The 24,926-nt window shown below is 66.7% G+C and carries 20 protein-coding genes and 1 tRNA gene; 11 read left to right on the top strand and 10 right to left on the bottom strand.

Features of this window, described 5'->3' with window-relative positions; genetic code table 11:
- Positions 1-172 precede the first annotated feature (172 nt).
- Positions 173-2,923 (top strand): cation-translocating P-type ATPase, encoded by a 2,751-nt coding sequence (locus tag NNX35_RS08685; protein ID WP_255867510.1) that lies wholly within the window; start codon positions 173-175, stop codon positions 2,921-2,923.
- Here NNX35_RS08685 and NNX35_RS08680 read toward each other — a convergent pair.
- Together NNX35_RS08680 and glgC are read right to left on the bottom strand one after the other, a co-directional pair.
- Complete coding sequence (locus NNX35_RS08680; RefSeq protein ID WP_255867509.1) at positions 2,902-4,338, bottom strand: SDR family oxidoreductase; 1,437 nt, start codon at positions 4,336-4,338, stop codon at positions 2,902-2,904. The two genes, NNX35_RS08685 and NNX35_RS08680, sit on opposite strands and share 22 nt — an antisense overlap.
- Before the next feature lie 148 nt (positions 4,339-4,486).
- Positions 4,487-5,737, bottom strand: a complete 1,251-nt coding sequence (glgC, locus tag NNX35_RS08675) for a glucose-1-phosphate adenylyltransferase (protein WP_308219733.1) — start codon at positions 5,735-5,737, stop codon at positions 4,487-4,489.
- A 72-nt stretch (positions 5,738-5,809) separates the two neighbouring features.
- On the opposite strand from glgC, the gene glgA reads away from it, so the two are divergent.
- Positions 5,810-7,006 (top strand): glycogen synthase, encoded by a 1,197-nt coding sequence (gene glgA / locus NNX35_RS08670; RefSeq protein ID WP_255867508.1) that lies wholly within the window; start codon positions 5,810-5,812, stop codon positions 7,004-7,006.
- A gap of 102 nt (positions 7,007-7,108) precedes the next feature.
- Here glgA and NNX35_RS08665 read toward each other — a convergent pair whose 3' ends face one another.
- The gene (locus NNX35_RS08665) at positions 7,109-9,211 is read right to left on the bottom strand and encodes an acyl-CoA dehydrogenase (protein ID WP_255766220.1); all 2,103 of its coding nucleotides are present in this window, start codon (positions 9,209-9,211) and stop codon (positions 7,109-7,111) included.
- Entirely contained in the window at positions 9,208-9,933 is a 726-nt protein-coding gene (locus NNX35_RS08660; protein ID WP_308219732.1) for a TetR/AcrR family transcriptional regulator, read from the bottom strand. The genes NNX35_RS08665 and NNX35_RS08660 overlap by 4 nt, the downstream gene beginning before the upstream one ends.
- Before the next feature lie 80 nt (positions 9,934-10,013).
- Between NNX35_RS08660 and NNX35_RS08655 the strand changes: the two genes are divergently transcribed.
- The 4 genes from NNX35_RS08655 (at position 10,014) to NNX35_RS08640 (ending at position 14,951) form a co-directional block, all read left to right on the top strand.
- The gene (locus NNX35_RS08655; RefSeq protein ID WP_255867507.1) at positions 10,014-11,351 is read left to right on the top strand and encodes an acetyl-CoA C-acetyltransferase; all 1,338 of its coding nucleotides are present in this window, start codon (positions 10,014-10,016) and stop codon (positions 11,349-11,351) included.
- Positions 11,352-11,353: 2 nt separating this feature from the next.
- Positions 11,354-12,694 carry a 3-oxoacyl-ACP reductase gene (locus NNX35_RS08650; protein WP_255867506.1) on the top strand — a complete coding sequence of 447 codons (1,341 nt, stop codon included), beginning with the start codon at positions 11,354-11,356 and terminating at the stop codon, positions 12,692-12,694.
- Positions 12,691-13,644, top strand: coding sequence for a MaoC/PaaZ C-terminal domain-containing protein (locus tag NNX35_RS08645; protein WP_255867505.1), 954 nt, complete (start codon positions 12,691-12,693; stop codon positions 13,642-13,644). The genes NNX35_RS08650 and NNX35_RS08645 overlap by 4 nt, the downstream gene beginning before the upstream one ends.
- Positions 13,645-13,727: 83 nt before the next feature.
- Positions 13,728-14,951, top strand: coding sequence for a kynureninase (locus NNX35_RS08640; protein WP_255867504.1), 1,224 nt, complete (start codon positions 13,728-13,730; stop codon positions 14,949-14,951).
- 7 nt (positions 14,952-14,958) lie between these two features.
- Here NNX35_RS08640 and NNX35_RS08635 read toward each other — a convergent pair whose 3' ends face one another.
- From NNX35_RS08635 to NNX35_RS08620, 4 genes are all read right to left on the bottom strand, one after another.
- A complete protein-coding gene (locus tag NNX35_RS08635; RefSeq protein WP_255766225.1) occupies positions 14,959-15,351 on the bottom strand; it encodes a universal stress protein in 393 nt (130 codons plus the stop codon).
- A 37-nt stretch (positions 15,352-15,388) separates the two neighbouring features.
- Positions 15,389-16,792, bottom strand: a complete 1,404-nt coding sequence (locus NNX35_RS08630) for an APC family permease (protein WP_255867503.1) — start codon at positions 16,790-16,792, stop codon at positions 15,389-15,391.
- A gap of 88 nt (positions 16,793-16,880) precedes the next feature.
- Positions 16,881-18,179: a hemolysin family protein gene (locus tag NNX35_RS08625; RefSeq protein WP_255766227.1), complete on the bottom strand. Its 1,299-nt coding sequence runs from the start codon at positions 18,177-18,179 to the stop codon at positions 16,881-16,883.
- A 113-nt stretch (positions 18,180-18,292) separates the two neighbouring features.
- Positions 18,293-18,375 (bottom strand) — tRNA-Leu (locus NNX35_RS08620).
- A 194-nt stretch (positions 18,376-18,569) separates the two neighbouring features.
- Here NNX35_RS08620 and NNX35_RS08615 point away from each other — a divergent pair.
- Together NNX35_RS08615 and NNX35_RS08610 are read left to right on the top strand one after the other, a co-directional pair.
- Positions 18,570-19,892 (top strand): M20/M25/M40 family metallo-hydrolase, encoded by a 1,323-nt coding sequence (locus tag NNX35_RS08615; RefSeq protein ID WP_255867502.1) that lies wholly within the window; start codon positions 18,570-18,572, stop codon positions 19,890-19,892.
- A gap of 30 nt (positions 19,893-19,922) precedes the next feature.
- A complete protein-coding gene (locus NNX35_RS08610; RefSeq protein ID WP_255867501.1) occupies positions 19,923-21,074 on the top strand; it encodes an acyl-CoA dehydrogenase family protein in 1,152 nt (383 codons plus the stop codon).
- A gap of 73 nt (positions 21,075-21,147) precedes the next feature.
- On the opposite strand, the gene NNX35_RS08605 is transcribed toward NNX35_RS08610, so the two are convergent.
- Positions 21,148-21,381 carry a DUF5703 family protein gene (locus NNX35_RS08605; RefSeq protein WP_229951905.1) on the bottom strand — a complete coding sequence of 78 codons (234 nt, stop codon included), beginning with the start codon at positions 21,379-21,381 and terminating at the stop codon, positions 21,148-21,150.
- Between the two features lie 41 nt (positions 21,382-21,422).
- On the opposite strand from NNX35_RS08605, the gene NNX35_RS08600 reads away from it, so the two are divergent.
- The 3 genes from NNX35_RS08600 to mshC are packed head-to-tail and all read left to right on the top strand — an operon-like array spanning position 21,423 to position 23,910.
- Entirely contained in the window at positions 21,423-21,737 is a 315-nt protein-coding gene (locus NNX35_RS08600; RefSeq protein ID WP_255766230.1) for a hypothetical protein, read from the top strand.
- 45 nt (positions 21,738-21,782) lie between these two features.
- Positions 21,783-22,607, top strand: a complete 825-nt coding sequence (locus tag NNX35_RS08595; protein ID WP_255766231.1) for an undecaprenyl-diphosphate phosphatase — start codon at positions 21,783-21,785, stop codon at positions 22,605-22,607.
- Between the two features lie 22 nt (positions 22,608-22,629).
- Positions 22,630-23,910: a cysteine--1-D-myo-inosityl 2-amino-2-deoxy-alpha-D-glucopyranoside ligase gene (gene mshC, locus NNX35_RS08590; protein ID WP_255867500.1), complete on the top strand. Its 1,281-nt coding sequence runs from the start codon at positions 22,630-22,632 to the stop codon at positions 23,908-23,910.
- 30 nt (positions 23,911-23,940) lie between these two features.
- Here mshC and NNX35_RS08585 read toward each other — a convergent pair whose 3' ends face one another.
- A complete protein-coding gene (locus NNX35_RS08585; RefSeq protein ID WP_255766233.1) occupies positions 23,941-24,825 on the bottom strand; it encodes a PAC2 family protein in 885 nt (294 codons plus the stop codon).
- Between the last annotated feature and the right edge of the window lie 101 nt (positions 24,826-24,926).

Raw genomic sequence — 24,926 nt, 5'->3', positions numbered from 1 at the left:
GACGCTGCCGTTATCCAAAGCGCTCCAGCTTTCCGCCTTCCCGGCCCGGGCCGCCCGCCGTTGGCATACTGCTGCCAAGGCCTGCGTTGCTACCATTGGGGCACCATCCTCAAGGAACCGGGAAGCGCCCATGAGTTCGCAAGGCAACAGTGGAAGCGTCCCAGGCGTTTCCATGCAGCAGCAGATCCAATCCCCGTGGTTGTTCCCCGCAGAAGAGGTGGCAGCGGCGCTGGGAACCGACCCGGAGACCGGGCTCGACGCCGGCGAAGTCCGGGACCGGCTGGCCCGTTACGGGCCGAACCAGCTCGCCGAGGGCAAAAAAGTACCGGTGTGGCGGAAGGTCCTGGCCCTGCTCTCGGACCGGCTGACCATCGTCCTGATCATCGCCGCGGTGGTCAGTGCCGTGGTCTCCCGCGAGTGGGAAACCCCGGTGGTGATCCTGCTGGTCATCATCCTCAACACCACCCTGAACTATGTGCAGGAGCAACGGGCCGAGAACAGCCTGGAAGCCCTGCGCAACGCGTCGGTCGACAGCTGCCGGGTGCTGCGGTCCGGCAACGCGGTAACGGCGGAACGGACGGAGCTGGTGCCCGGCGACGTCGTGCTCCTTGAGGCGGGGGACAGCGTGCCCGCGGACGGACGGCTGCTGGAGGCCGTGCGCCTGCAGGTGGCCGAGGCGGCCCTCACCGGCGAGTCCAAGCCCACCAACAAGATGGTCGCCCCGCTGTCGGATCCGCAGCTGCCGGTCGCGGACCGCACCAACCTGCTGTTTATGGACACCGATGTGACCCGAGGGCGCGGCGTGCTGCTGGTTACGGGGACCGGCATGGAAACCCAGATCGGCACCATCGCGCATTTGCTGGGCAGTACCGCGGAGGAAAAGACCACCCTGCAGCGCAGCATCGACCAGCTGGCACGGATCCTGACCTATATCGCCTTCGCCGTCGTCGCCCTCGTGTTCGTGCTGGGGCTGCTGCGCGGGGACAGCTGGGAAGACCTGTTCCTGACCGCCGTTTCACTGGCCGTGGCCACCATTCCCGAGGGGCTGACCGCCGTCGTGGCCTTCACCCTCGCCATGGGTGCCTCCCGGCTTGCCGCACGCGGAGCGATCATCAAGCAGCTGGCAGCCGTGGAGACCCTCGGCAGCACGTCGCAGATCTGCACGGACAAGACCGGCACGCTCACCCTCAACGAAATGACGGTGCGGCGGTTGTATTCGCCCGAGGGCCGCCGGTTCAGGGTGACCGGAAACGGCTATTCCACGGACGGAAAGATCCTCAGCCCTGACGGGCAGTCCGCCCCCTTGCCGCCGGAGGCGTTTATGGCCATGGCGCTGTGCAATGACGCCTCGGTCGAGGACGGCAGGCTGACCGGAGACCCGACCGAGGGCTCCCTCGTGGTCCTGGCGGAAAAGGGCGGGATCGACGTCGCCGGCGCCCGTGCCACCCACCGGCGCATCGCCGAAGTTCCGTTCGACTCCGACTACAAGTTCATGGCCACGTTCAACCGATCCGACGACGCCGCGGCCGCCGTGCACTGCAACGTCAAGGGGGCGCCGGGCGTGGTCCTGGACCGGACAGCGTTCCTGCAGACCCCGGACGGCCTGGTTCCGCTGGACCCCGAGGAACGCGCGCGCATCTCCCGCGACGTGGAGTCCCTGGCCAACGCCGGCCTGCGGACCATGGCGGTAGCCGGGCGGGTACTGGATGCACCGCTGCCGTCCAGCCCGGATGCGCTGTTTGCCGAGGCAGCCAACCTGGTGCTGTACGCCGTCGTCGGGATCCTGGATCCGCCGCGGCAGGAGGCAGCCGAAGCCATTGCCCGGGCGCGGGCCGCCGGGATCGACGTGCACATGATCACCGGGGACCATCTGGTCACGGCCTCGGCGATTGCCAGGGACCTCGGGATCGAGGGCAGGGCCGCTGCGGGCACGGCGCTTGACGCCATGGATGATGCAGAGCTGCGGCGGCAGGCGCCGCAGCTGGGGGTGCTGGCCCGGGTTTCCCCCGAACACAAGATCCGGATTGTGGAGGCGCTCCAGGCGGACGGCTACATCGTGGCCATGACCGGCGACGGCGTGAATGACGCTCCGGCGCTGAAACGCGCCGACATCGGGATTGCCATGGGCATCACCGGCACCGACGTGTCCAAGGGTGCGGCCAAAATGATCCTCACCGACGACAACTTCGCCACCATCGTGGCGGCCGTCGAAGAAGGCCGCGGCATCTACGACAACATCCTGAAATTCGTCCGGTTCCAGCTGACCACCGCCTGGGGCTTCGTGCTGATCTTCCTCGCGGCGGCAACCTTCGGCTTCGCCGGCGGGGCACCCTTCACCGCACTGCAGATCCTGTGGGTGAACATCATCATGGACGGTCCGCCCGCCCTGGCCCTCGGTGTGGACCGGACCGACCCGGACGTGATGAAAAAGCCGCCCCGGCCGGCCACCGAGCCCCTGCTCACAGGCCGGCGGATCGCCGTGCTGACAATGCTCGGCATCGTGATGGCGGTGGGTACCTGCACCGTCCTGGTCAATGCTCCGCGGTGGTTCCCCGAAAGCGCCGGCAGTACCAACTTCGCCACGACCATGGCCTTCACCACCTTCGTGTTCTACCAGGTGTTCAACCTGTTGAACGTCCGCTCCGAAACCGGCAGCGTCTTCACGCTGCGGACCTTCACCAACCGCGCCATCTGGGTTTCCCTCGTCGCTGTGGTGGTGCTGCAGATCCTGGTGGTGCAGCTGAGCATCTTCGCGGGCATCTTCGACACGGTGCCGCTGACCTCAGCGCAGTGGTTCCTCTGCTTCGCCGTCGGGGCGACCGTCCTGGTGGTCTCCGAGATCGGCAAGGCGGTGCAGCGGCTGTCCGCCCGCCGTCGTCGGCCGGGGCCGGTGCCGAAGGCCTACCAGGGGGAGGGCTTGTAGTCCTTGAGGAAGACCCCGTACTGGTCTTCGCCGTTTTCGCCCATCACGATCGGGTCGTAGACGCGGGCCGCGCCGTCGACCAGGTCCAGGGGCGCGTGGAAGCCTTCCTCCGCCAGGCGCACCTTGGTGGGGTGGGGACGCTCGTCGGTGATCCAGCCGGTGTCCACGGCCGTCATGAGGATCCCGTCCGTTTCCAGCATTTCCTCGGCACTGGTGCGCGTGAGCATGTTCAGCGACGCCTTGGCCATGTTGGTGTGCGGATGGCCGGGTCCCTTGTAACGGCGGGAGAACTGCCCTTCCATGGCTGAGACGTTCACGATGTACTTCCGCCGTGCCGAAGACGCCGCCATCGCGGGGCGGAGCCGGTTGACGAGCAGGAACGGCGCCGTGACGTTGCACAGCTGCACCTCCAGCATTTCCAGCGGGTCCACCTGGTCCACCACCTGCGTCCAGCTGTTGATCGGCGCCGTGTCCGGGACCAGCCCGCCGGCGTCGATTGCCGTTCCGGCCTCCATCCGCGCCAGCGACGAAGAGCCGGCGGTGAGCGCCAGGGCAGTGACGGCGTCGGCTGCCAGCACCGGATGCGCGGCGACTGACCCGGCCAGCGCCGTGGGGTGCGCGTCATAGGTGTGCCCGAAGGTGACCAGCTCGGGCATGGGACCGTCCGGCAGCGGTGCCAGTTCGGCGTCGGTCAGCGGGCGGTAGGCGTTGGAGGACCGCCGGACGGTCTGGGCGGCATTGTTGATCAGGATGTCCAGGGGACCGGCCTCCGCCACGGACTCGGCAAGCGAGATGACCTGGGCCGGGTCGCGCAGGTCGATGCCGACAATGCGCAGCCGGTGCAGCCAGTCCGCGGAGTCTTCCATCGCGGCAAAACGGCGTGCAGCGTCCTTCGGGAAGCGGGTGGTGATGGTGGTGTGCGCACCGTCGCGCAGGAGCCGCAGGGCGATATACATGCCGATCTTCGCGCGGCCGCCGGTCAGCAGTGCCCGCCTGCCGGTCAGGTCGGTGCGGGCGTCCCGCTTGGTGTGGCTGAAGCCCGCGCACTCGGGGCAGAGCTGGTGGTAGAAGGCATCCACTACGGTATAGGGCTGCTTGCAGATGTAGCAGTTGCGCGGCTTGAGCAGCGTGCCGGCGGACGGTCCGTGCGCCGCGGTGGTGAGCTGCGCACCGCGGGTTTCATCATCAATCCGGTCAGCGGCGCCGGTGGCCGTGAGGGCGACGACGGCGCGGTCCGCCTCGGCGACGGCGGTGCGCTTTTCGTTCTTCCGGTGCTTCTTCACGGATTTGAACATCTTGGCGGTGGCCCGCCGGACCGCGACGTAGTCGGGGTTTTCTTCCTCCAGGACATGGATGGAAGCCAAGACCTTCAGGGCTGTCTGGATTTCTTCCGGGCTTAGTTCAGGGGTACTCATGGGGGCCTTTACGCTCATCGGCACCGGAGGATCCACAGTGCAGGCGCACCGTGTGCGCCTTCCGAGGATACCGGAGAAGACCGCAGGCACCCGTATCGGGGGCGGGGGCACCGGGATATCTCACACCCGGCACCCCGCCCCTGACCGTTTAGTTCTCCGGGACGCGCTGTCCCTTGCTGAGCACGGTGAGGCCGGACTCGGTCACGGTGAACCCGCGGCTGAGGTCCAGTTCCCGGTCCACGCCCACGGTGGCACCGGCGGGGATGCGCACGTTCTTGTCGATGATGGCCCTTCGGACCACCGCGCCCTCACCCACATGCACCTTGTCCATCAGCACCGAGTCGGTCACCTCGGCGTTGGAGGCTACGTAGACGTCCTGCGCCAGCACGGACCCCGTCACTGTGCCGCCGGAGATCACGGTGCCGTCGGACACGATCGAGTCGACGGCGGTTCCGGCCTGGTCGGAGGCGCTGCGGACGAACTTGGCGGGCGGGGAGATGCTCTGCCGCGTGTAGATGGGCCACTTCAGGTTGTACAGGTTGAACGCCGGCAGCGGCGAAATCAGGTCCATGTTCGCGTCGTAGTAGGAATCCAGGGTGCCCACGTCACGCCAGTACTGGTGGTCGCTGCCGGTGGCACCGGGAATGATGTTCCGGGTGAAGTCGTAAACGGCAGCATCGCCGCGTTCCACGAAGTAGGGAATGATGTCCCCGCCCATGTCGTGCTTGGTGACCAGGCGCTCCTCGTCCCACTGCAGCGCCGAGACCAGGGCATCGGTGTTGAACACGTAATTGCCCATGGAGGCCAGGAAGCTGCCCGGATCATCCGGAAGTCCGGGGGTGGTCTCCGGCTTTTCCACGAACGCAGCGATGCGCTCCGGGTTCTCGGAATCGGTTTCGATCACGCCGAACTGGTCCGCCAGGTGCAGCGGCTGCCGCACGGCGGCAACGCTGACCGACGCGCCGGAAGCAATGTGCGCCTCGACCATCTGGGAGAAGTCCATGCGGTACACGTGGTCCGCACCGATGACGACGACGATGTCCGGCTGGGCATCCTCAATCAGGTTCATGGACTGGTAGATGGCGTTCGCGCTGCCCAGGAACCAGCTTTTGCCCACCCGCTGCTGTGCGGGCACGGAGGCTACATAATTCTGCAGCTGGGTGGAAAGCCGCCAGGTTTCAGAAATATGCCGATCCAGGCTGTGGGATTTGTACTGGGTCAGGACCACGATCTGCAGGTACCCGGAGTTCACCAGGTTTGAAAGTGCGAAGTCGATGAGGCGGTATCGTCCGGCAAAGGGAACCGCCGGTTTAGCCCGATCTGCTGTGAGCGGCATTAGCCGTTTACCCTCGCCGCCTGCGAGAACTACTGCCAGGACCTTCTTTGGCGCCATTGTCATGAACCTCTTCCGAAAATAAGTCTACTGACTTCAGACTAGATCACTGGTTGCCCGGTGCACTACGTTGGTTTAGTGCGAGTAGATATTGTGTCGAAGGAATTCCCGCCGGAAATCTACGGAGGAGCAGGCGTTCACGTTGCCGAGCTCAGCCGGGTCCTGGCCGGAGAAGTAGATCTCCATGTGCATTGTTTCGGGGCCCCGCGCCCCGAAGATTTCCACGGAGCCAAAGTAAAGAGTTATGCGGTGCCGGCGGAACTCCAGTCCGCGAATCCTGCCGTGCAGACCCTCGGGACAGACCTTGAAATCCTGGGCGGACTGGCCGGAGCGGACCTGGTCCATTCACATACCTGGTATGCCAATATGGCCGGCCACCTGGGATCGCTGCTGCACGGCGTTCCGCACGTGCTCAGCGCCCACAGCCTGGAGCCGCTGCGGCCTTGGAAAGCCGAGCAGCTCGGCGGGGGATACGCCGTCTCCTCCTGGGTGGAGAAAACCGCCTACGAGGCAGCCGCCGCCATCATCGCCGTATCCGAGGGCATGCGCCAGGACATCCTGCGCAGCTACCCCGATGTGGACCCGGACCGGGTTCGGGTAGTCCACAACGGCATCGATGTGCAGCAGTGGCAGCCGGATATCGACCCCGACGGCGTCCGTGCCCTCGACATTGATCCGGACCGTCCCAGCGTGGTCTTCGTCGGCCGCAACACGCGCCAGAAGGGTGTGCCCTACCTGCTGCGCGCGGCGGCAATGCTGCCGCCGGAGGTCCAGCTGGTGCTGTGCCTCGGCGCAGCCGACACGCCTGAACTGGCTGCGGAAACCGCCGTGCTGATCGAGGAACTGCGGCGCACCCGCACCGGCGTCGTGGTGATTGAGCGCATGCTGCCGCGCGCCGAGCTGATCAAGGTCCTCTCCATCGCCACCGTGTTCGCCTGCCCGTCGGTCTACGAGCCGCTGGGCATCGTGAACCTCGAGGCCATGGCCTGCGGGACCGCCGTCGTCGCCAGCGCCACCGGGGGTATCCCCGAAGTCGTCGATACCGGCGTCACCGGGCTGCTGGTGCCCATCGAGCAGGTCACCGACGGGACCGGCACGCCGCTGGACCCGGAGAAATTCGTGCGGGACTTCGCTGCTGCGCTGACCGAAGTGGTCACGGATACGGAGCTGGCCCGGCGGATGGGCGAGGCCGGCCGCATCCGGGCGACCGAGCAGTTCTCCTGGGAGTCCATCGCGGAGGAGACCCTCGCGGTGTACCGCTCCGTCCTGGCCTAGGCCGGGCGTGGGATCCGAACGCCGAAAGGGCGCCACCGCACAGTGTGCGACGGCGCCCTTTCGGCTTTAGCCTGCCCGGCCTGCCCGGGGACCCGGGAGAGGCTACTTCCGGCCGGACTTCTTCTGCTCGGCCTTCCGGCGGGCAATCAGGACCTTTTCGTCCACCGGCGCGGCGCCGCTGGCACGCAGCAGGCGCTGGTACTCCATGGCTTCGTCCTGGCGGACCTTCTCAGCGCCCGAAGCAATCCGAGCCCGCAGGTGCTCCTGGCCGTAACCGAACGAGTCGACCAGGTCCAGGGCATGCGGGCGGATCTTGGCCAGCAGGCGGTTGATGTACGGGCCCAGGGTGCGGGCACGCTGTGCGGACAGGCGCCCGTTCATGAGGTACCAGCCCACGTTCTTTTCAATCAGGCGCAGCCCGAACAGGTCGCGGACCCAGGTCATGACCTGCCGGGTGCCGGCATCCTCGATCCGTTCCAGCCCCCGGGTGAAGGCCTCCCACTGGAGCAGTTCTGCGTGCGCACGCGCTGCTTCGATCAGGGCGTGCTGGTTCTCGTTGAACACCGCCGCGCCCTTGTCCTTCGGCAGCCCGCGGGCTTCCTTAAGTGCGGTGGCAACCTCCGCCACCATGGTGCCCACGCGGTCTGCCAGCAGGTCATGCTGGGTGCGCGGATCGCGCAGCGCAATGGCGGATTTCTTCTCCGAGCCGGAGTCACGGAAGGACTGGGCAATCCTGCGCAGGCCCGTGCGGTGCAGGGTCACGTCCGTGGCCTGTCCCACCACGTAGCGGGCAAGCACGCCGAAGTCCGCACCGGCGAATTCCTTGGCGTAATCGGCCAGCAGGCGCTTGGCAACCAACTGCAGCAGCACCGTGTTGTCACCCTCGAAGGTGGCATAGATATCCAGGTCCGCGCGCAGGGACGTGAACCGGTTCTCGGCCAGGAACCCGGCGCCGCCGGTGGCTTCCCGGCATTCCTGCAGCGTGTCCAGGGCGTGCCAGGTGGAGAGGGACTTCAGGCCCGCGGCAAGGGTTTCCAGGTCCTGGCGGTCTGCGTCCGTGTCATGTGCACCGGAGAAGACGTCGTCGAACTTATGCAGCAGTTCCTCGTGGGCGAACGTGGCAGCGAACGTGGTGGCCAGCAGGGGGAGCAGGCGGCGCTGGTGCTGCTGGTAGTCCATCAGCACCTCTTCCTTGATGTCGGAAGCACCGTTGAACTGGCGGCGCTCGGTGCCGTACTGGATGGCCGTCTTCAGCGCCAGCTTGCTCGCGTTGACGGCTGCACCGTCGAGCGAAACGCGGCCCTGCACCAGGGTGCCGATCATGGTGAAGAAGCGGCGTCCGGGGCTGCTGATGTCCGAAGTGTAGGTGCCGTCCGCGGCGACGTCGCCGTACTTGTTCAGCAGGTTGGTGCGGGGGATGCGCACATTGGAGAAGTGCAGCCGGCCGTTGTCGATGCCGTTCAGCCCGCCCTTGATGCCGTCATCCTCGCCGCCGATGCCGGGCAGGAAACCGTTGTCGTCGCGAAGCTCCACATAGAACGCGTGCACTCCGTGGTCCACGCCCTGGGTGATGAGGTGGGCGAAGACGACGGCGGCTTTGCCGTTGACGGCGCCGTTGCCGATGTAGTCCTTCCAGGCGGCACGGAAGGGGGTGTTGATGATGAATTCTTCGGAGGCGGCGTCGTACTCCGCGGTGGTGGCGATGCTGGCAACGTCGGAACCGTGGCCGGTTTCCGTCATCGCGAAGCAGCCCGGAATCTCCAGGCTCATGATGCCGGGCAGCCACTTTTCGTGATGCTCCCGGTTGCCCAGGTGCATCACGGCGGAACCGAAGAGACCCCACTGGACGCCGGCCTTGATCTGCAGGGACGGATCGGCCACCACGAGTTCGGTAAAGCCCGCGACGTTTGCGCCGTGGCTGTCTTCGCCGCCCACGTACTTGGGGAATGCGCCGTGGACGGACTTGCTCTCCACCAGGATCTTCAGCTGGTCCATGACCCGCTCACGGTGCTCGGTGTACGTCAGCCCCGCGGGCGTATGCATGGCTTCCATGCCTGCGATCTTGCGGGCCGCGAGCCGCTTCTCGGCCCATTTGCCGAGCAGGACCCGGCCAAGTGCCTCGACGTCCACGACGGCGGCATCGTTGTCGCTGATCGTGGCGCTGGCCGGAAGCTGCCGTTCGGTGGGGGAAAGTGTTTGCGTCATTGCGTTTCCTTCTCGTGGGTGGAGGGAGTAACTGGAGGGGTCGGGAGCGGATGCCCCCGGTCGTAGCCGATGCCGTCAAAGAGCCAGGCGGTCAGCTGGTCGGTCATTTGTTCTTCGGTCGGCTTCCCGGGGCCGGGGGGAGCGGCAATCCAGCGCTCACCGGCTGCCCGGATCATCCCGAGTGCCGCCGTGGGCCAGTACTGCGCGGTAGCGCTGGCCTCGGGCGGAACCTCCCGGCCCGCCAGGTAGTGGCGCATGGCCGAGTCCATCATTGCGGTGATGGTTTCGAAGAAGGAGGAGAGGGTGCTGTCGATCTGTCCCGGCCCGCCGTCGGCCAGCTGGCCGGTCACGAACAGGTAGACGTTGGGGGAGGTTTCGGCCATCTGCAGGTAGGCCGAGACCATGGCGCGCAGGCCCGACCTGGCGGAGGGGGCGGTACGGCCTGCATCCAGGATCTTTTCCTGCATCCGGGCCACCGCCATTTCGCCCATTGCCTTCTGCAGTCCGGCCTTGTCCCCGAAGTAGCGGTAGAACACGGACTTCGATGTCCCGGAAGCGGCGGCGATCTCTTCCATCGACGCCGCGCAGCCCAGGGTATGCACGGCCCGGCGGGCCGTCTTGATGAGGGTACGACGGCGCTCGGCCCGGTGCGCTTCCCAGCGGAGGGCACGGCCGTCCGCGGCCGGTGACGGCGCGGAAGGATCTTCCAGTACGTTGTTCACGATACTGAGCGTATCAGGTACGCTGGGTTACAGTAACTGGCGTCACACCAACCCCCATGCACTCCCAAGGAGAACGACGAATGGCTGCACAGCCTGAATCCGCACGAGCTACACCCACGAACAACGGCGCCGGGTCTTCGGTGCGCAAGGCGGTTGTGATCGGCGGAAACCGCATTCCCTTCGCCCGCTCGGGCGGCAAGTACACCTACAGCTCCAACCAGGACATGCTCACCGCGGCCCTCGACGGGCTGATTGCCCGCTTCGGCCTGCAGGGCGAGCGGATCGGCGAAGTAGCCGGCGGAGCCGTCCTCAAGCACTCACGCGACTTCAACCTGACCCGCGAAGCGGTCCTGGGCTCGGCACTGTCGCCGGAAACCCCTGCCTATGACGTGCAGCAGGCCTGCGCCACGGGCCTTGAGACAGTGGTCAGCCTGGCCAACAAGATCAAGCTGGGACAGCTGGAATCCGCTATTGCCGGCGGCGTCGACTCCGCCTCGGACGCGCCCATCGCCGTGAGCGAAGGCCTCCGCCGTGCACTGCTGGACCTCTCCCGCGCCCGGACCACCAAGCAGAAGCTGGCTGCGGTCGCAAAGATCCGTCCCAAGGACCTGTCCCCGAACGCGCCGTCCACCGGCGAACCGCGCACCGGACTGTCCATGGGCGAGCACCAGGCCCTGACCACCGCCCAGTGGAAGATCACCCGCGAGGCCCAGGACGAGCTGGCCTACAACAGCCACCGCAACATGGCCGCCGCCTACGACCGCGGTTTCTTCGACGACCTCGTGACCCCGTACCGCGGCCTGGCAAAGGACGCGAACCTGCGCCCCGACACCACCATGGAAAAGCTTGCCAAGCTCAAGCCCGCCTTCGGCAAGTCCCTGGGCGATGACGCCACCATGACCGCCGGCAACTCCACCCCGCTGACCGACGGCGCCTCCGTGGTGCTGCTGGGCTCCGAGGACTACGCCCGCGAACATGACCTGCCGATGCTGGCGAACATCGTGGATGCCGAAGCCGGCGCCGTCGACTTCGTACACGGCAAGGACGGGCTGCTGATGGCCCCGGCCTTCGCTGTTCCCCGCCTGCTGGCCCGCCACAACCTGACCTTCGACGACTTCGATTTCTTCGAAATCCACGAGGCCTTCGCCGGAACCGTTCTCTCCACCCTGGCCGCCTGGGAGGACGAGGAATTCTGCCGGACCCGGCTCGGCCTGGACGCCCCGCTGGGCAGCATTGACCGCAGCAAGCTCAACATCAACGGTTCCTCGCTGGCCGCCGGCCACCCGTTCGCCGCCACCGGCGGACGCATTGTCGCCTCGCTGGCCAAGATGCTGCACGAAAAGGGTTCGGGCCGCGGCCTGATCTCCATCTGCGCTGCCGGCGGCCAGGGCCTCGTCGCGATCCTCGAGGCACGCTAACCATGAGTGACACCTACCTGAACCTCGTGAACAGCGGTTTCACCAAGGAACTGTCCAAGAAGCTCGGCCTGCCCCGGCCGGCCATCCTGCGGCGGTTCGACCCGGCCAAGCCCCTGGTGCCGGGGCCGGTCCTCGTGCTCGGCAAGAGCGCTGCCGCCGATGACCTCTCCAAGCTGCTCCTTGGCTGGGACCAGGACGTCCGTCGGCACGCCACGCCCAAGGAAAAGCTCGGCGCCATCCTGATCGTGCTCGACGACGCCGCGGCGCCGACGGACCTGGGCGAACCTACCCTGGCCGCCGGTGCGGCCCTGCGGGACCTCGCTCCCGGCGGCCGGGTCATCACGGTTTCCCGGCCCGCCGGGGAAGCCCAGGACCCGGCCGCCGCAGCGGCCCGCCAGGGTGTTGACGGCACGCTGCGCTCCATTGCGCACGAACTGCGCGGCGGAGCGACGGCCAACGGCATCGTGCTGGCCAACGGCGTGCAGGCAACCGCGCCCTCGGTCGCGGCGGCACTGCGGTTCCTGCTCTCGGGCAAGAGCGCCTACGTCAGCGGTCAGTTCATCACCGTCGGTTCCGACGCCGGTGAACTTCCGGCGGACTGGAACGCGCCCCTCGCCGGCAAGGTCGCGGTGGTCACGGGTGCCGCCCGCGGCATTGGTGCGGCCATCGCCCGCGTGCTGCACCGTGACGGTGCATCCGTGATCGTGGTGGACGTGCCTGCCGCCGGAGAACAGCTGGCGAAGGTGGCCAACGAAATCTCCGGCACCGCACTCCAGGTCGATATCACCCGCGAAGACGCCGCGGACCGTATCCTGGCCCACGCCGTCGAACGCTACGGGCACCTGGACATCGTGATCCACAACGCCGGCATCACGCGTGACAAGCTGCTGGCCAACATGGACGAAGCCCGCTGGGGTTCGGTCATTGCCGTCAACATTGCCTCGCAGCTGCGGATGAACGAAACCTTCCTGGCCTCCGGAGGCTTCAGTCCGGAAGGCCGCATTGTTTCGCTGGCTTCCACCAGCGGCATTGCCGGCAACCGCGGCCAGACCAACTACGCAGCTTCCAAGGGCGGCGTCATAGGCATGGTCCGTGCCACCGCACCGCTGCTGGCACCGCGCGGCGGCTCGATCAACGCCGTCGCGCCGGGCTTCATTGAAACCGACATGACCGCTGCCATTCCCGCCCTGACCCGGCAGGTGGCCCGCCGGCTGTCCAGCCTGCAGCAGGGCGGCCTGCCCGTGGACGTGGCCGAGACCATTTCCTTCCTCGCCTCCGACTCCGCGGCCGGCGTCAACGGCCAGGTCGTACGGGTCTGCGGGCAGAACATGGTGGGCGCATGAGCGATACCCAGCTGAGCGAGATCCCCACGCTCGGGCGGCTTTATGCAGGTGCAGTGGGCAGCGCGGCGAAGTCGCGCCTGTCACCGTCCAAGGCCGCGGGCACGCTGACGTCGGACCGGCACGTAGTCCGCGGAGCGTCCGTGGACCTGGCCCGGCTCACCGATTTCCAGCGCCTGGTCCAGCACAGCGCCAGCGACTACCTGCCCACCGGATACGTGCACACCTTCGCGTTCCCGGTGGCCATGAGCCTGATGGCGCGCGAGGACTTCCCGCTGCCCCTGCTGGGCATGGTGCACCTGCGCAACGAGGTGCAGCATCTACGGCCCATCCACTACGGCGAAGCGCTGACGGTGACGGCGTGGGCGGAGAACCTCGCCGGGCACCGTGCCGGCACCCAGGTGGAACTCGTCGCGGAGGTCACTGTTGAGGCCGGCGGCAACCCGGAAACCGTTTGGCGGGGCCGTTCCACCTATCTGGCCAAGGGCGTCTTCCTGCCGAAGTTCGACCGCCCGGACAAGTCTGCGGCGCGCGCGGAGTTCGTTCCCCCGCTCCCGACGGCGATGTGGCGACTGGGTGCCGACGCCGGCCGCAACTACGCCCGGGTCTCCGGCGACTTCAACCCCATCCACCTGAGCCGCCTGTCGGCGAAGGCACTGGGCATGAAGCAGTCCCTGGCCCACGGCATGTACCTGGCCTCACGGGTCGTCGCGGACACCGTGCAGACGCACGAGGGCCCGTTCCAGTGGAGCATCGACTTCGAGGCTCCGGTGTTCCTGCCGGCCACCGTTGCCGTAGCCATCTCGGACGACCAGACGCCCGACGGCTGGGCAGGCTCCACCTTCACGGGGTGGAATCCGCGTTCGCAGCGCCGGCACTTCTCCGGTTCGGTATCTCCCCTGGATCCGAACGGCGCGGGGCCCAACGGGTTCGGCGCCGCAACCCGGGCCTGAGCACACCTCAGACACAGCCCGTCCGCCTCCGGCAACGCCCGGAAGCGGACGGGCTTGGATGTGCCTGATGCTAAGGTTCCCTCATGATTGATGCTGCCGGCCTGCTGGTTGCCGCCAAGGAACTCGACGCCGCCGATCCCCTCGCGGGCTACCGGGACCGGTTCCTGCCGGCAGAGGGAGTCGGGGCGTACCTGGACGGGAATTCGCTGGGCCGCCCGCTCCGCGCCACCGCCGAAAACCTGCAGGATTTCGTCTCCCGCCAGTGGGGCGGACGGTTGATCCGCGGCTGGGACGAGCAGTGGCTCGAGCTGCCCGGCCGGATCGGCGACGCACTCGGCGAGGTGGCGCTCGGCGCCGCCCCCGGACAGTGCATCGTGGCGGATTCCACCACTGTGCTGCTCTACAAACTGGCCCGCGCCGCCGTTGCCGCCCGCCCCGGCCGGTCCGAGATCCTGCTCGATGCCGACAATTTCCCCACGGACCGGTACGTCCTGGAAGGCGTGGCCTGGGAATGCGGGCTGACCCTGCGCTGGGTGTCGGCCGACTACGCCGGCGGAGTGAGCGCCGAGGCGGTGGCGGACGCCGTCGGGCCGCAGACGGCGCTGGCCGTGTTCAGCCACGTGGCCTACCGCTCCGGCTACCTTGCCGAGTCAGCGGCAATCAACGAGATTGTGCACGACGCCGGCGGCCTGGTCCTGTGGGACCTGTGCCATTCGGCAGGCGCCGTTCCCGCCGAGCTGGACGCCGAGGGCGCGGACTACGCCGTCGGCTGCAGCTACAAGTACCTCAACGGCGGACCGGGCGCGCCGGCCTGGGCCTACGTGGCCGCCCGCCACCAGGCGGACTTCTCCCAGCCCATTCAGGGCTGGCTGGGCTCCAGTGACCCGTTCGGCATGGCGCAGGGCTATGTTCCGGCCCAGGGCATCCGCCGCATGGTCTCGGGCACCCCTCCCATCCTGGGCATGCTGGCCATGCAGGACATGATTGCCCTGATCCGGGAGGCAGGCATGGATGCCGTCCGTGCGAAGTCGCAGGCGCTTACCGAATACGCCGTCACAGCCGTGGACGCGCTGCTGGTGCCGCGCGGCGTCGTGCTGGCCTCGCCGCGCGATCCGGAGCGCCGCGGCAGCCACATCACTGTCGACCATCCGAAGTTCAAAGCGGTGACCGCCGCGCTCTGGGAGCAGGGGATCATTCCGGACTACCGCAATCCGGACGGCATCCGGCTGGGCCTGTCGCCCCTGTCCACGTCCTTCGTGGAGACCTTCACCGGGATCGAAGCGATTCTGGGCGAGCTCCGGGGCTAGCCGGGCCTCACGCCTGGCCCGCTTTGACCGCCAGGACCGGGCAGGCAGCCTCCAGCAGCACACGCTGGGAAGTGCTGCCCAGGAAAAGCTTGCCCACCGGCGTCCGGTGCCGGATCCCCAGCACCACCAGCCGGGCCCCGTGCTCCTGGGCAGCCTTCAGGATTTCCTCGGAGGCATCAAAATCCCCCATGGGGTGAAGCAGGACGTGCGGAACCCCGCTGCCCTCCAGGACGCCGGTCAACGTCTGCAGGTAGTCCGGGGTATGTTCCGGCCGCGGCTTGCGCGTGCTCTCCACATTGACCACCACGAGTGCGGTGGCCAGGTCCCGGGCCGCACGGAGCGCAGCACGCAGTGCTGTTTCCCCCTCCGGTGTGGGGACATATCCGACGACGACGCTCATGGCTTCCTTCTTCCTGCCTGCTTCATCGCTGGCTCGCTCAACTCAGCTGTGTGGGGTCGCTGAAACGGGTTTTACGCGCCTTGACCGCCCGGTTCCAGATCCAGGTGAGCACCCACAGAGCCAGTCCGAGCAGCAGCAGCAACCCGGCAATCCGGTACTCGATGGCGTCCTGCGCCCAGGGGCCAAGCAGGAAGGCGCAGGTTACGGCACCGATGAAGGGCATGATGCCGGGGGAGCGGAAGTGCGGCCGGTCCACCGGCGTGCGGCGCAGGACAATGCAGGCGATGTTCACCACCGTGAAGACAGCCAGCAGCAGGAGCGCGGTGGTTCCGCCCAGCGCGGTCACCGTTTCCCGGCCCATGAAGTTCGTGACCACGATGATCAGGCCGGCTGCGATGGCCGTCGTGAAGACAATGGATGCCCACGGAGTGCGGCGTCCGGGAAGGACGGCGGACAGTGCGCGGGGCAGGACGTCCTGCTTCGCCATGCCGTAGAGCAGGCGGCTGGCCATCAGCATGTTGATCAAGGCGGTATTGGCCACGGCAAAGATGGAGAGGAACGGATAGATGGTGTCCACGGGGAGGTTGGGAGCACCGGCACGCACCACTTCCAGCAGCGGGGTGGCGGATTCGGACAGCTGGCCCACCGGCACCACGGCCACGGCTGCGATGGACACCAGGAGATAGACGGAGACCGTGATGGTCAAGCCGGTCAGCATGACCTTCGGGAAGATCCGGGCCGGGTCGCGGGTCTCTTCCGCCATGTTCACCGCGTCTTCAAAACCGACCATGGAGAAGAAGGCCAGGGCGGTGGCTCCGGTCAGGGCCAGGAACACGCTCTTGCCGGTTTCGGTTTCAAAAACGACCACCCGGGAGAAGTCCGCGTTGCCCTGGGTCATGGCCCAGAACCCGATGACAATCACGATCAGGAGCCCGGTCAGCTCAATGGCCGTCAGCACGATGTTGAACTTCACGCTTTCCGCGGCACCCCGCAGGTTGACCACCGCCAGCAGCAGCATGAAGGTGACAGCGATCGCCGTGACCCCGGTCTGCCCCCACTCCAGCTGAAATCCCACAATGAAATTCTCGGCAAGGAATTTCGACGCCGTTGACGCGGAAGTAATCCCGGAGCAAAGCACCCCGAAGGTCACGAGGAAGGTCAGGAAATGCACGCCGAAGGCCTTATGCGTGTACAGGGCTGCACCGGCGGCCTGCGGATACTTTGTCACCAGTTCCAGGTAGGACAAGGCAGTAATCGTCGCCACTGCGAAAGCGAGCAGGATCGGAGCCCAGGCCGCACCGCCGATTTCGCCGGCCACCTGTCCGGTCAGGGCATAGACACCGGTGCCCAGGATGTCGCCGACGATAAAGAGCAGCAACAGTTTGGTGCCCATGACCCGCTTGAGTTCGGGCTGGACGGTTTCCGCCTTGATGTCAGCCATGGCTGTCCTTCCGGGCGTTCAGGGATGCCGCGTTGGTCGGTATTCTGCGCGGTGGCGCCGTCTTTAGGCAATGGGCTGCGGTGAGGGTTTACCCGGGTGCCGCGGGAATTACCCGGACCGCGCCGATCCGCCGTCCCCGCACGCCGAGTACCTCGAGCCTGCAGTCCGGGCCCTGCACCGTGTCACCGGGCCGGGCCATCCGGCCCAGCTGCTCCAGGATGTACCCGGCCACCGTTTCATACTGGCCCTCAGGCAGGCCGACGCCTGTCAGCCGTTCGAACTCCTGCAGGATGAGTGCACCGTCCACCACCAGCTGTCCCTTTTCCCTGCGGTAACGGTCCTCGGGGTCCCGGCCTGTGTCGTACTCGTCGTAGATTTCCCCGACCAGTTCCTCCACCAGGTCTTCCAGCGTGACAATGCCGTCAGTGCCGCCGTATTCATCCGCCACTATTGCGATGTGGCTGTTCTCCCGGCGCATCCTGCCCAGGGACGGCAGGACTGCTGCGGTCCCCGGCAGGAACAGGACGGGCCGGAGGATGTCGGCTACGGTGCGGTCATCCGTGCCCGTCACGTCCGGGTCCGGCATCAGGTCCCGGACGTGGATGAACCCCAGGATGTCATCCACCGATGCGCCGGTAACCGGGTACCGGGAATAGGGCTGGTGCCGCACCCGGTTCCTTGCTTCCTCCAGCGGAAGGTCTGCCCGGACAAACACCACTTCGGTCCTGGGCCGCATCACCTCCTGCACCAGCCTGGTGCCCGCTCCGAAGACGTCCGAAAGAATCCGGCGGCTGTCCTCGGCAAGCATCGGACTCGCCGCCACCATGTCCCACAGTTCCTGGCTGCTCACCGGCACGGTCTTGACGTTCGGATTTCCGCCCAGCAGGCGCACCACGGTGTCGGTCGAAAAGGAAAGCAGCCGGATGGCGGGGCGCATCAGCACGGCAAACAGGTTCAGGGCGGGGGAGAGGAACCGCGCGTAGAGGACGGCATTCTGCATGGCCAGCCGCTTGGGCACCAGTTCCGAGAACACCAGGGAAAGGTAGGCCACAACGAGGGTCAGCAGGATGAACGCCGTTGCCTCCGCCGTCGGCTGCGGCAGCCCCCACTGCCGCAGCAAGGGCACAACCGCCGGTGCCAGCGCCGAGGCGCCGTACGCAGCCGAGAAAAAACCGGAGAGGGTAACGCCGATCTGGATCGCGGACAGGAACAGGTTGGGGTTGCGGGCCAGGAGTGCTGTGCGCCTGCCCTGCTTCCCGGTTCGCTCGATGGCGCTGATCTGGCTCTCGCGGAGCGACACCAGTGCCATCTCCGCACCGGCGAAGATTCCGCCCAGCAGAATGAAAAAAGCCACGAGCAGGAGATTAAAGACTCCGCTGCCGTCCATGGTGCGAGGGTACCGAAGGGCGGCGGGTGATGTGAGTCAAAGATCACACGGATTGGTTCCGGACAAACAAAAAAGTCCTCCTGGAATCCGTAGATTCCAGGAGGACTTCGCTGTGCGCGGAGGGGGACTTGAACCCCCACCCTCGTTAGAGGACTAGCACCTCAAGCTAGCGCGTCTGCCATTCCGCCACCCGCGCTTGGGTGATTTCCACAGGCTCTTCAGTTGTTCAAAAGCTGTGGAAGCAACGGGAAAAACTCTAACACGGTTTAGGCGCGAACCACGAATCGGCCCAAGCCGGAGGCAGATTGGTGTCCCTCGAAGGCGCAATACGGCCCATCCTCCCGCTGCTCTGGCTAAGCTGGCTGCACAGTTCATCGAAGGAGAAGCCCCATGCCTACAGACGTCCGTGCCGAGCAGCCCCGCGCCGAAGACGAGGTGGCCCGGATCTGCCAGGAGCTCATCCGTTTCGACACCTCCAACTTCGGCGACAATTCGGGGCCGGGGGAGCGCGCCGCCGCCGAGTACACCGCCGGGCTGATCGAAGAAGCCGGGTTGTCCGCCGATCTCTTTGAGTCTGCCCCCGGCCGCGCCTCCGTGGTCACGCGGATGGAGGGCACCCACTCCTCCCTGCCCGCCCTCGTTGTGCACGGCCACCTTGACGTGGTTCCGGCGCAGAAAGCGGACTGGACCGTGGACCCGTTCAGCGGCGAGGAACGGGACGGCCTGATCTGGGGACGGGGGGCCGTGGACATGAAGGACATGGATGCCATGATCCTGTCCGTGATGCGTTCCATGTCCCGCACCGGAACACGTCCGCGGCGGGACATTGTCTTCGCGTTCTTCGCCGACGAAGAAGCCGGCGGCGACTACGGCGCACGCTGGGCCGTGGAACACCGTCCGGAACTTTTTGACGGCGCCACCGAGGCCATCTCAGAGGTGGGCGGATTCTCGGCCACCATCGGCGGGAAGCGGACGTATCTACTGCAGACAGCGGAAAAGGGCATCTCCTGGCTGCGGCTGGTCGCCCACGGCCGTGCCGGGCACGGCTCCCAGATCAACACCGACAACGCCGTCACCCGGCTGGCCCGCGCCGTCGCCAATATCGGCAGCCACCCCTGGCCCATCGAACTGACGGACACCACCCGTGCCTTCCTGGACGGCGTCACCGAACTGACCGGCGTCGAGTTCGATCCGGAGAACCCGGACCGGATCCTCGCCGAACTGGGGACCGTTGCCCGGTTTGTGGGTGCCACCCTGCAGAACACCTCCAACCCGACCGTGTTGAAGGCCGGGTACAAGCACAACGTCATCCCCGGCACCGCCGAGGCCCTGATCGATGCCCGGACCCTGCCCGGGCAGGAGGAACAGGTGCTGGCCACCATCCGGGAACTGGCCGGCGAAGGCATCGACATCAGCTACGAGCACCAGGACGTGTCCCTCGAAGTGCCGTTCAAGGGAAACCTGGTCGACTCGATGATCTCCGCCCTGCAGGCAGAGGATCCCGGGGCCCCGGTGCTGCCCTACACGCTTTCGGGCGGCACCGACAACAAGTCCCTCAGCAGGCTGGGCATCACCGGGTACGGCTTCGCCCCGCTACGCCTGCCGGAGGACCTGGACTTCACCGGCATGTTCCACGGCGTCGATGAACGGGTTCCGGTGGACTCCCTGAAGTTCGGCACCCGGGTCCTGTCCCGGCTGCTGACCGACTACTGATCCCTGCCCCGCCTTTCGAAGGAGAACCCCTTGCCGGCCCCCGCCGATATCCTCACCCCGGAACTGCTGGAGCGCCTGCGCTCCCGTGCCGCGGGCTATGACGAAACCAACAGCTTCTTCACCGAGGACCTGGCGGACCTGCGCGCCGCGGGCTACCTCGCCCTGTTCACCCCAACGGATGAGGGCGGAGTCGGATTGGGGATTCCCGACGTCGTCTCCTGCCAGCGGCTCCTGGCATCAGCCGCGCCGGCGACGGCGCTGGCAGTGAACATGCACCTGGTCTGGTGCGGCGTGGCGCACCTGCTCGCACTGGCGGGAGACCACTCGCTGGACTTCGTGCTCCGCGAGGCGGCGGCGGGCGAGCTGTTTGCCTTCGGCGTGTCCGAGCCGGGGAACCCCGCCGTACTCTTCGATTCGCACACCGCGGCCCGTCCGACGGGCGACGGCGGCTACGCCTTCACCGGCACCAAGATCTTCACCAGCCTGTCCCCGGCCTGGACCCGACTGGGAATCTTCGGGAAGGATGCGTCGGACCCGGAGGAGCCGCGGCTGGTCTTCGGGTTTGCCGACCGCGGAACCGGGGGCATCACCATCGCGGATGACTGGGACACCATGGGCATGCGGGCCAGCCAGTCCTGTACCACCCGCCTGGACAACGCAGTGGTGCCGGCCGGGCGGATGGTCCGTTCGACGCCGGTGGGTCCGCACCGCGATGCCTTTGTCTTCGGAATTTTCGCCTTGTTTGAGACCCTGCTGTCCGCCGTCTATACGGGCATCGGGGACCGCGCCGTGGAGTTGGCCGTCGAGGCCGCCTCCGGCCGTGCCGGGCGCGACGGCGCTCCGGCGTCGGCGGACCCCGCTACCCGTTGGAAGATTGCCGACGCCGCGCTCCGGATGGACGGCGTCCATCTGCAGCTCGGCGCTGTGGCGCGGGATCTGGAGGAGGGGACGGACCACGGCAGCTACTGGTTCCCGCTGCTTTCCGGCCTGAAGTACCGGACCACCGAAACGGCGCGCGGCGTCGTGGAAACCGCTGTCCGGGTAGCGGGCGGGCGCAGCTATTTCCGGGGTTCCGAGCTGGAACGGCTCTACCGCGACGTCCTCGCCGGAATGTTCCACCCCTCGAGCGAGGACTCCGTGCATGCCGGCGTGGCCAACGCCGTCCTGGGCCCGGTGGAGTAGGGCCCGGTGGAGTAGGGCCCCGTGGAGCAGGGCCCGGTGGAGTAGAGCCCCGTGGAGCAAGGAAGGTCGGAGGCTAGGTGGTCCGCTGGACCCGCAGGACTCTTCGGCGCAGCCAGAATCGCCGTCCGCCGCCGCTGTAGATGCGGCTGCGGTGCAGTTCCCACTTGCCGTATTCTGCGTGCTCGACGAGGCGGCGCCGAGCATCGGGCAGCGATTCGTTCGGGTCAACCGACACCACCAGGTACTCGTAGTCCCGGGAGTTTTCGCGCCGGCGGGAGACATCAGGTGCAAGAATTTGTTCGCGCATTTCCCTCCAATTTTCCCTACTTTACCGATAACGTCTAGGTCATGAGCATAGATCCGCGCATCGCGCTCCAGTCCCTTGTCGCTGCGTTCGAGGAACACCTCGCGGCCGCGGCCGCACGACGCGGTGACAAGGATCCAGTGGTCGAAAGCGCGTACCTGGCCATCGCCGATGCCTTCGAAGTCTATGAGGAAGTGCTTTACGACGCCTACGGCGAAGTGACGCCGCTGGAGATCTACGAAGACGATGAGGACGAGGACGACTACGACACCGCGGACGAGGTGGACGAAATCCTGGAGGATCCGAGCGTCGGAGACCAGGACAACGGCAACCCGCTGGGACGTTCAGCCAACCGGTAGCGGTGGTGAACGGCTGCGTCGCAGGAGTCAATTAGAGTCTTAGGTGTGAATTGGTTTGAAGCGATCTTCCTTGGCCTGATCCAGGGCCTGACAGAGTTCCTCCCCATCTCCTCCAGCGCTCACCTGCGCATAGTGGGGGAGTTGCTGCCCGGAGCCCAGGACCCGGGAGCGGCCTTTACCGCCATTACCCAGCTCGGCACGGAAACCGCCGTCGCGGTGTATTTCTGGAAGGACATTGTCCGGATCATCAAGTCCTGGTTCGGCTCCCTGTTCGGCCGGGTACCGCGCAATGATCCGGATGCCCGCATGGGCTGGCTGATCATCATCGGCACCATCCCCATCGTGGTCCTGGGCCTGCTCTTCCAGGACCAGATCGAAAGCACCTTCCGCAGTCTCTGGATCGTCGCCACCATGCTGATTGTCTTCGGCATCATCCTGGCGGTGGCTGATACGGTCGGCCGCCAGGAGCGCAAACTGGACCAGCTCACCTATCGGCACGGCATCCTCTACGGCTTCGCCCAGGCCCTGGCGCTGATTCCCGGCGTTTCCCGGTCAGGCGGCACCATTACCGCGGGGCTGCTCATGGGCTACACCCGCGAGGCCGCCGCCCGGTATGCCTTCCTGCTGGCCATTCCCGCAGTGTTCGGCAGCGGGCTGTTCCAGCTGGTCAAGTCGCTGGACGAGCCCATGCCCTACACCGCCCTGCAGACCGGCGCCGCTACGGTGGTCGCCTTCGTTGTGGGCTTCATCATCATCGGCTGGTTCCTGCGTTACGTCTCCACCCGCAGCTACCGCCTCTTTGTCTGGTACCGCATCCTTCTCGGCATCTGCATCTACCTCCTGCTGGGCTTCGGCGTCCTTACCGCCTAGCCGTGCCCGTTAGAGTGGAGGGGTGATTGCCTGGAAATCTTCCTCCCTGCCCTCCCTGCCCGGAAAGTCGGACGACGTCCGGCTTTATGACACGGCCGCACAGGCCCGGGTGACCGTGCGTCCCGGCGGCGAAGCGAGCATGTACGTCTGCGGAATCACTCCGTACGACGCCACGCACATGGGCCACGCCTCCACCTACGTGGCGTTCGACCTGCTCAACCGCCAGTGGCGCGACGCCGGGCACACCGTCCGGTACGTCCAGAACGTCACCGACGTCGATGATCCGCTGCTCGAGCGCGCCACCGCCACCGGTGCGGACTGGCGGGAGCTCGCACAGGAACAGACGCAGCTTTTCCGTGACGACATGGAGGCCTTGAACGTCCTGGCGCCGGACCACTACATCGGTGCCGTAGAGGCAGTGGAGTGGATCGTGCCGGTGGTGGAGGACCTGATGGACCGCGGCCTGGCCTACCGGGTTTCCGGCAGCGGCGCAGAGCCCGACGGCGACCTGTACTTCGACGTGGAGGCCGCTTCCCGCCTGGCCGAAGGCGATCCGGATGCCTGGTGGCTGGGACAGGTTTCGCACCTGACCCGGGAACAGATGCTTCCGGTCTTCGCAGAGCGCGGGGGAGACCCGGAGCGTCCCGGCAAGCGGAACGCCCTGGACCCGCTGCTGTGGCGCATGGCCCGTACCGGCGAACCGTCCTGGGACGGCGGCCGGCTCGGTACCGGACGTCCGGGCTGGCACATTGAGTGCTCCGTCATCGCCCAGCGTTTCCTGCCCCGTCCGTTCACTGTGCAGGCCGGCGGCTCGGACCTGGTCTTCCCGCACCACGAAATGAGTGCCGGACACGCCTTTGCCTGCGAGGGCACACCGCTGGCCTCGCACTACGCCCATGCCGGCATGGTGGGGCTGGACGGGCAGAAAATGAGCAAGTCCCTGGGCAACCTGGTCCTGGTTTCCCGGCTGCGTGCCGAGGGAGTGGAGCCGGCCGCCATCCGCCTGGTGCTGCTCTCCCACCACTACCGCACGGATTGGTTCTGGACCTCCGACCAGCTGCGCGGCGCCGAGGAACGCCTGGTGGCGTGGCGGAAGGCCCTGCAGTTCACCAATGCCGACGACGCCGCCGCGCTCCTGGAGCAGATCCGCGCCGCGCTGGCTGATGACCTGGATGCTCCGGCCGCGTTGCAGGCCGTCGACGCCTGGGCCGCTGCCGCAGTCCGCAGCGAAACGGCGGGAAGCCAGGCGGGCGCCGAACTCGTCTGCGCCTCGCTGAATGCCCTGCTCGGACTCCAGCTCTAGGCGGAACGCCGAACCGCGGTTCGGCGCTGCTCAGTCCCGGCGTCGGCGCTTCAGGTACCGCTCGAATTCACGCGCAATCGATTCGCCGCTGGCTTCGGGGAGTTCCGCCGTGTCCTTGGCCTCTTCAAGCTGGCGGACGTACGCCGCAACTTCCGGGTCCTCGGTTGCGAGCTCGTCCACGCCGCGTTCCCAGGCTTCGGCCTCTTCGGTCAGCAGATGCGTGTCCAGGGGCGCCTGAAGCAGCTCCTCGATCCGGTTGAGCAACGCCAGCTGCGCCTTGGGTGAGGGTGCCTGCCCCACATAGTGCGGTACGGCCGCCCAGAGCGAGATGGAGGGGATGTCCGCCAGGCCGGCCATTTCGGACACCACGCCCACAATGCCGATGGGCCCCTCGTAGGTGGAAGGCTCCAGGCTCAGGCTTTCCTGCAGGTCCGGTTCCTCGCAGGAAGCGCTCACCGGGATGGGCCGGGAATGCGGAACATCGGCGAGCAGGGCACCGGCCAGGACAATGCAGTCCACGTCCAGTTCCTTGGCCAGGGCGATGAGCTCGGCGGTGTAGGCCCGCCACTTGTAAGAGGGTTCGACGCCGGTAACGAAGATGATGTCCAGGTTGCTGTCCGGCACCTCGGCACGGGAGATCCGCGTCGTCGGCCACTTGATCCGATGACCGCCCGAAGCCGTCCGTTTCAGCGACGGTCTGGTGAACTGGAAGTCGTAGTACTCGTCCGCGTCGATACTGGCTATTTTTTCGCTGTCCCAGTGCCGGCTCAGGAATTTCAGGGCATCGGAGGCTGCTTCACCCGCATCGTTCCAACCTTCGAACGCGGCCAGCATCACCGTGACGCGTTCGGAGGACGTCCCGTCGCCAAAAAAGTCCTGGAGGCCTGTGGCTTCAAAGCCTTCGGTATTGCTCACCACTTCACACTATGCCCCGTCCGCCCCGCATGTCAGGACCGGGCAACGGCGCTTCGCGTAGAGCAAAAGAAACACCGGCTTCCGCTGCCCCGTAGACTTAG

Origin of the sequence: Arthrobacter sp. zg-Y844 (assembly GCF_024385465.1) — a bacterium.
GTDB lineage: Bacteria > Actinomycetota > Actinomycetes > Actinomycetales > Micrococcaceae > Arthrobacter_B.
This window is presented reverse-complemented; position numbering and strand designations above follow the sequence as displayed.

Excerpts from the sequence above, each read along its gene's own strand:
- NNX35_RS08630 (WP_255867503.1), bottom strand. The coding sequence starts at position 16,792 with ATGGCTGACATCAAGGCGGAAACCGTCCAGCCCGAACTCAAGCGGGTC.
- NNX35_RS08685 (WP_255867510.1), top strand. The coding sequence starts at position 173 with ATGCAGCAGCAGATCCAATCCCCGTGGTTGTTCCCCGCAGAAGAGGTG.
- NNX35_RS08655 (WP_255867507.1), top strand. The coding sequence starts at position 10,014 with ATGGCTGCACAGCCTGAATCCGCACGAGCTACACCCACGAACAACGGC.
- NNX35_RS08615 (WP_255867502.1), top strand. The coding sequence starts at position 18,570 with ATGCCTACAGACGTCCGTGCCGAGCAGCCCCGCGCCGAAGACGAGGTG.
- NNX35_RS08600 (WP_255766230.1), top strand. The coding sequence starts at position 21,423 with ATGAGCATAGATCCGCGCATCGCGCTCCAGTCCCTTGTCGCTGCGTTC.
- NNX35_RS08605 (WP_229951905.1), bottom strand. The coding sequence starts at position 21,381 with ATGCGCGAACAAATTCTTGCACCTGATGTCTCCCGCCGGCGCGAAAAC.
- NNX35_RS08680 (WP_255867509.1), bottom strand. The coding sequence starts at position 4,338 with ATGAGTACCCCTGAACTAAGCCCGGAAGAAATCCAGACAGCCCTGAAG.
- NNX35_RS08635 (WP_255766225.1), bottom strand. The coding sequence starts at position 15,351 with ATGAGCGTCGTCGTCGGATATGTCCCCACACCGGAGGGGGAAACAGCA.
- NNX35_RS08625 (WP_255766227.1), bottom strand. The coding sequence starts at position 18,179 with ATGGACGGCAGCGGAGTCTTTAATCTCCTGCTCGTGGCTTTTTTCATT.
- NNX35_RS08650 (WP_255867506.1), top strand. The coding sequence starts at position 11,354 with ATGAGTGACACCTACCTGAACCTCGTGAACAGCGGTTTCACCAAGGAA.
- NNX35_RS08640 (WP_255867504.1), top strand. The coding sequence starts at position 13,728 with ATGATTGATGCTGCCGGCCTGCTGGTTGCCGCCAAGGAACTCGACGCC.
- NNX35_RS08665 (WP_255766220.1), bottom strand. The coding sequence starts at position 9,211 with ATGACGCAAACACTTTCCCCCACCGAACGGCAGCTTCCGGCCAGCGCC.
- glgC (WP_308219733.1), bottom strand. The coding sequence starts at position 5,737 with ATGACAATGGCGCCAAAGAAGGTCCTGGCAGTAGTTCTCGCAGGCGGC.
- NNX35_RS08645 (WP_255867505.1), top strand. The coding sequence starts at position 12,691 with ATGAGCGATACCCAGCTGAGCGAGATCCCCACGCTCGGGCGGCTTTAT.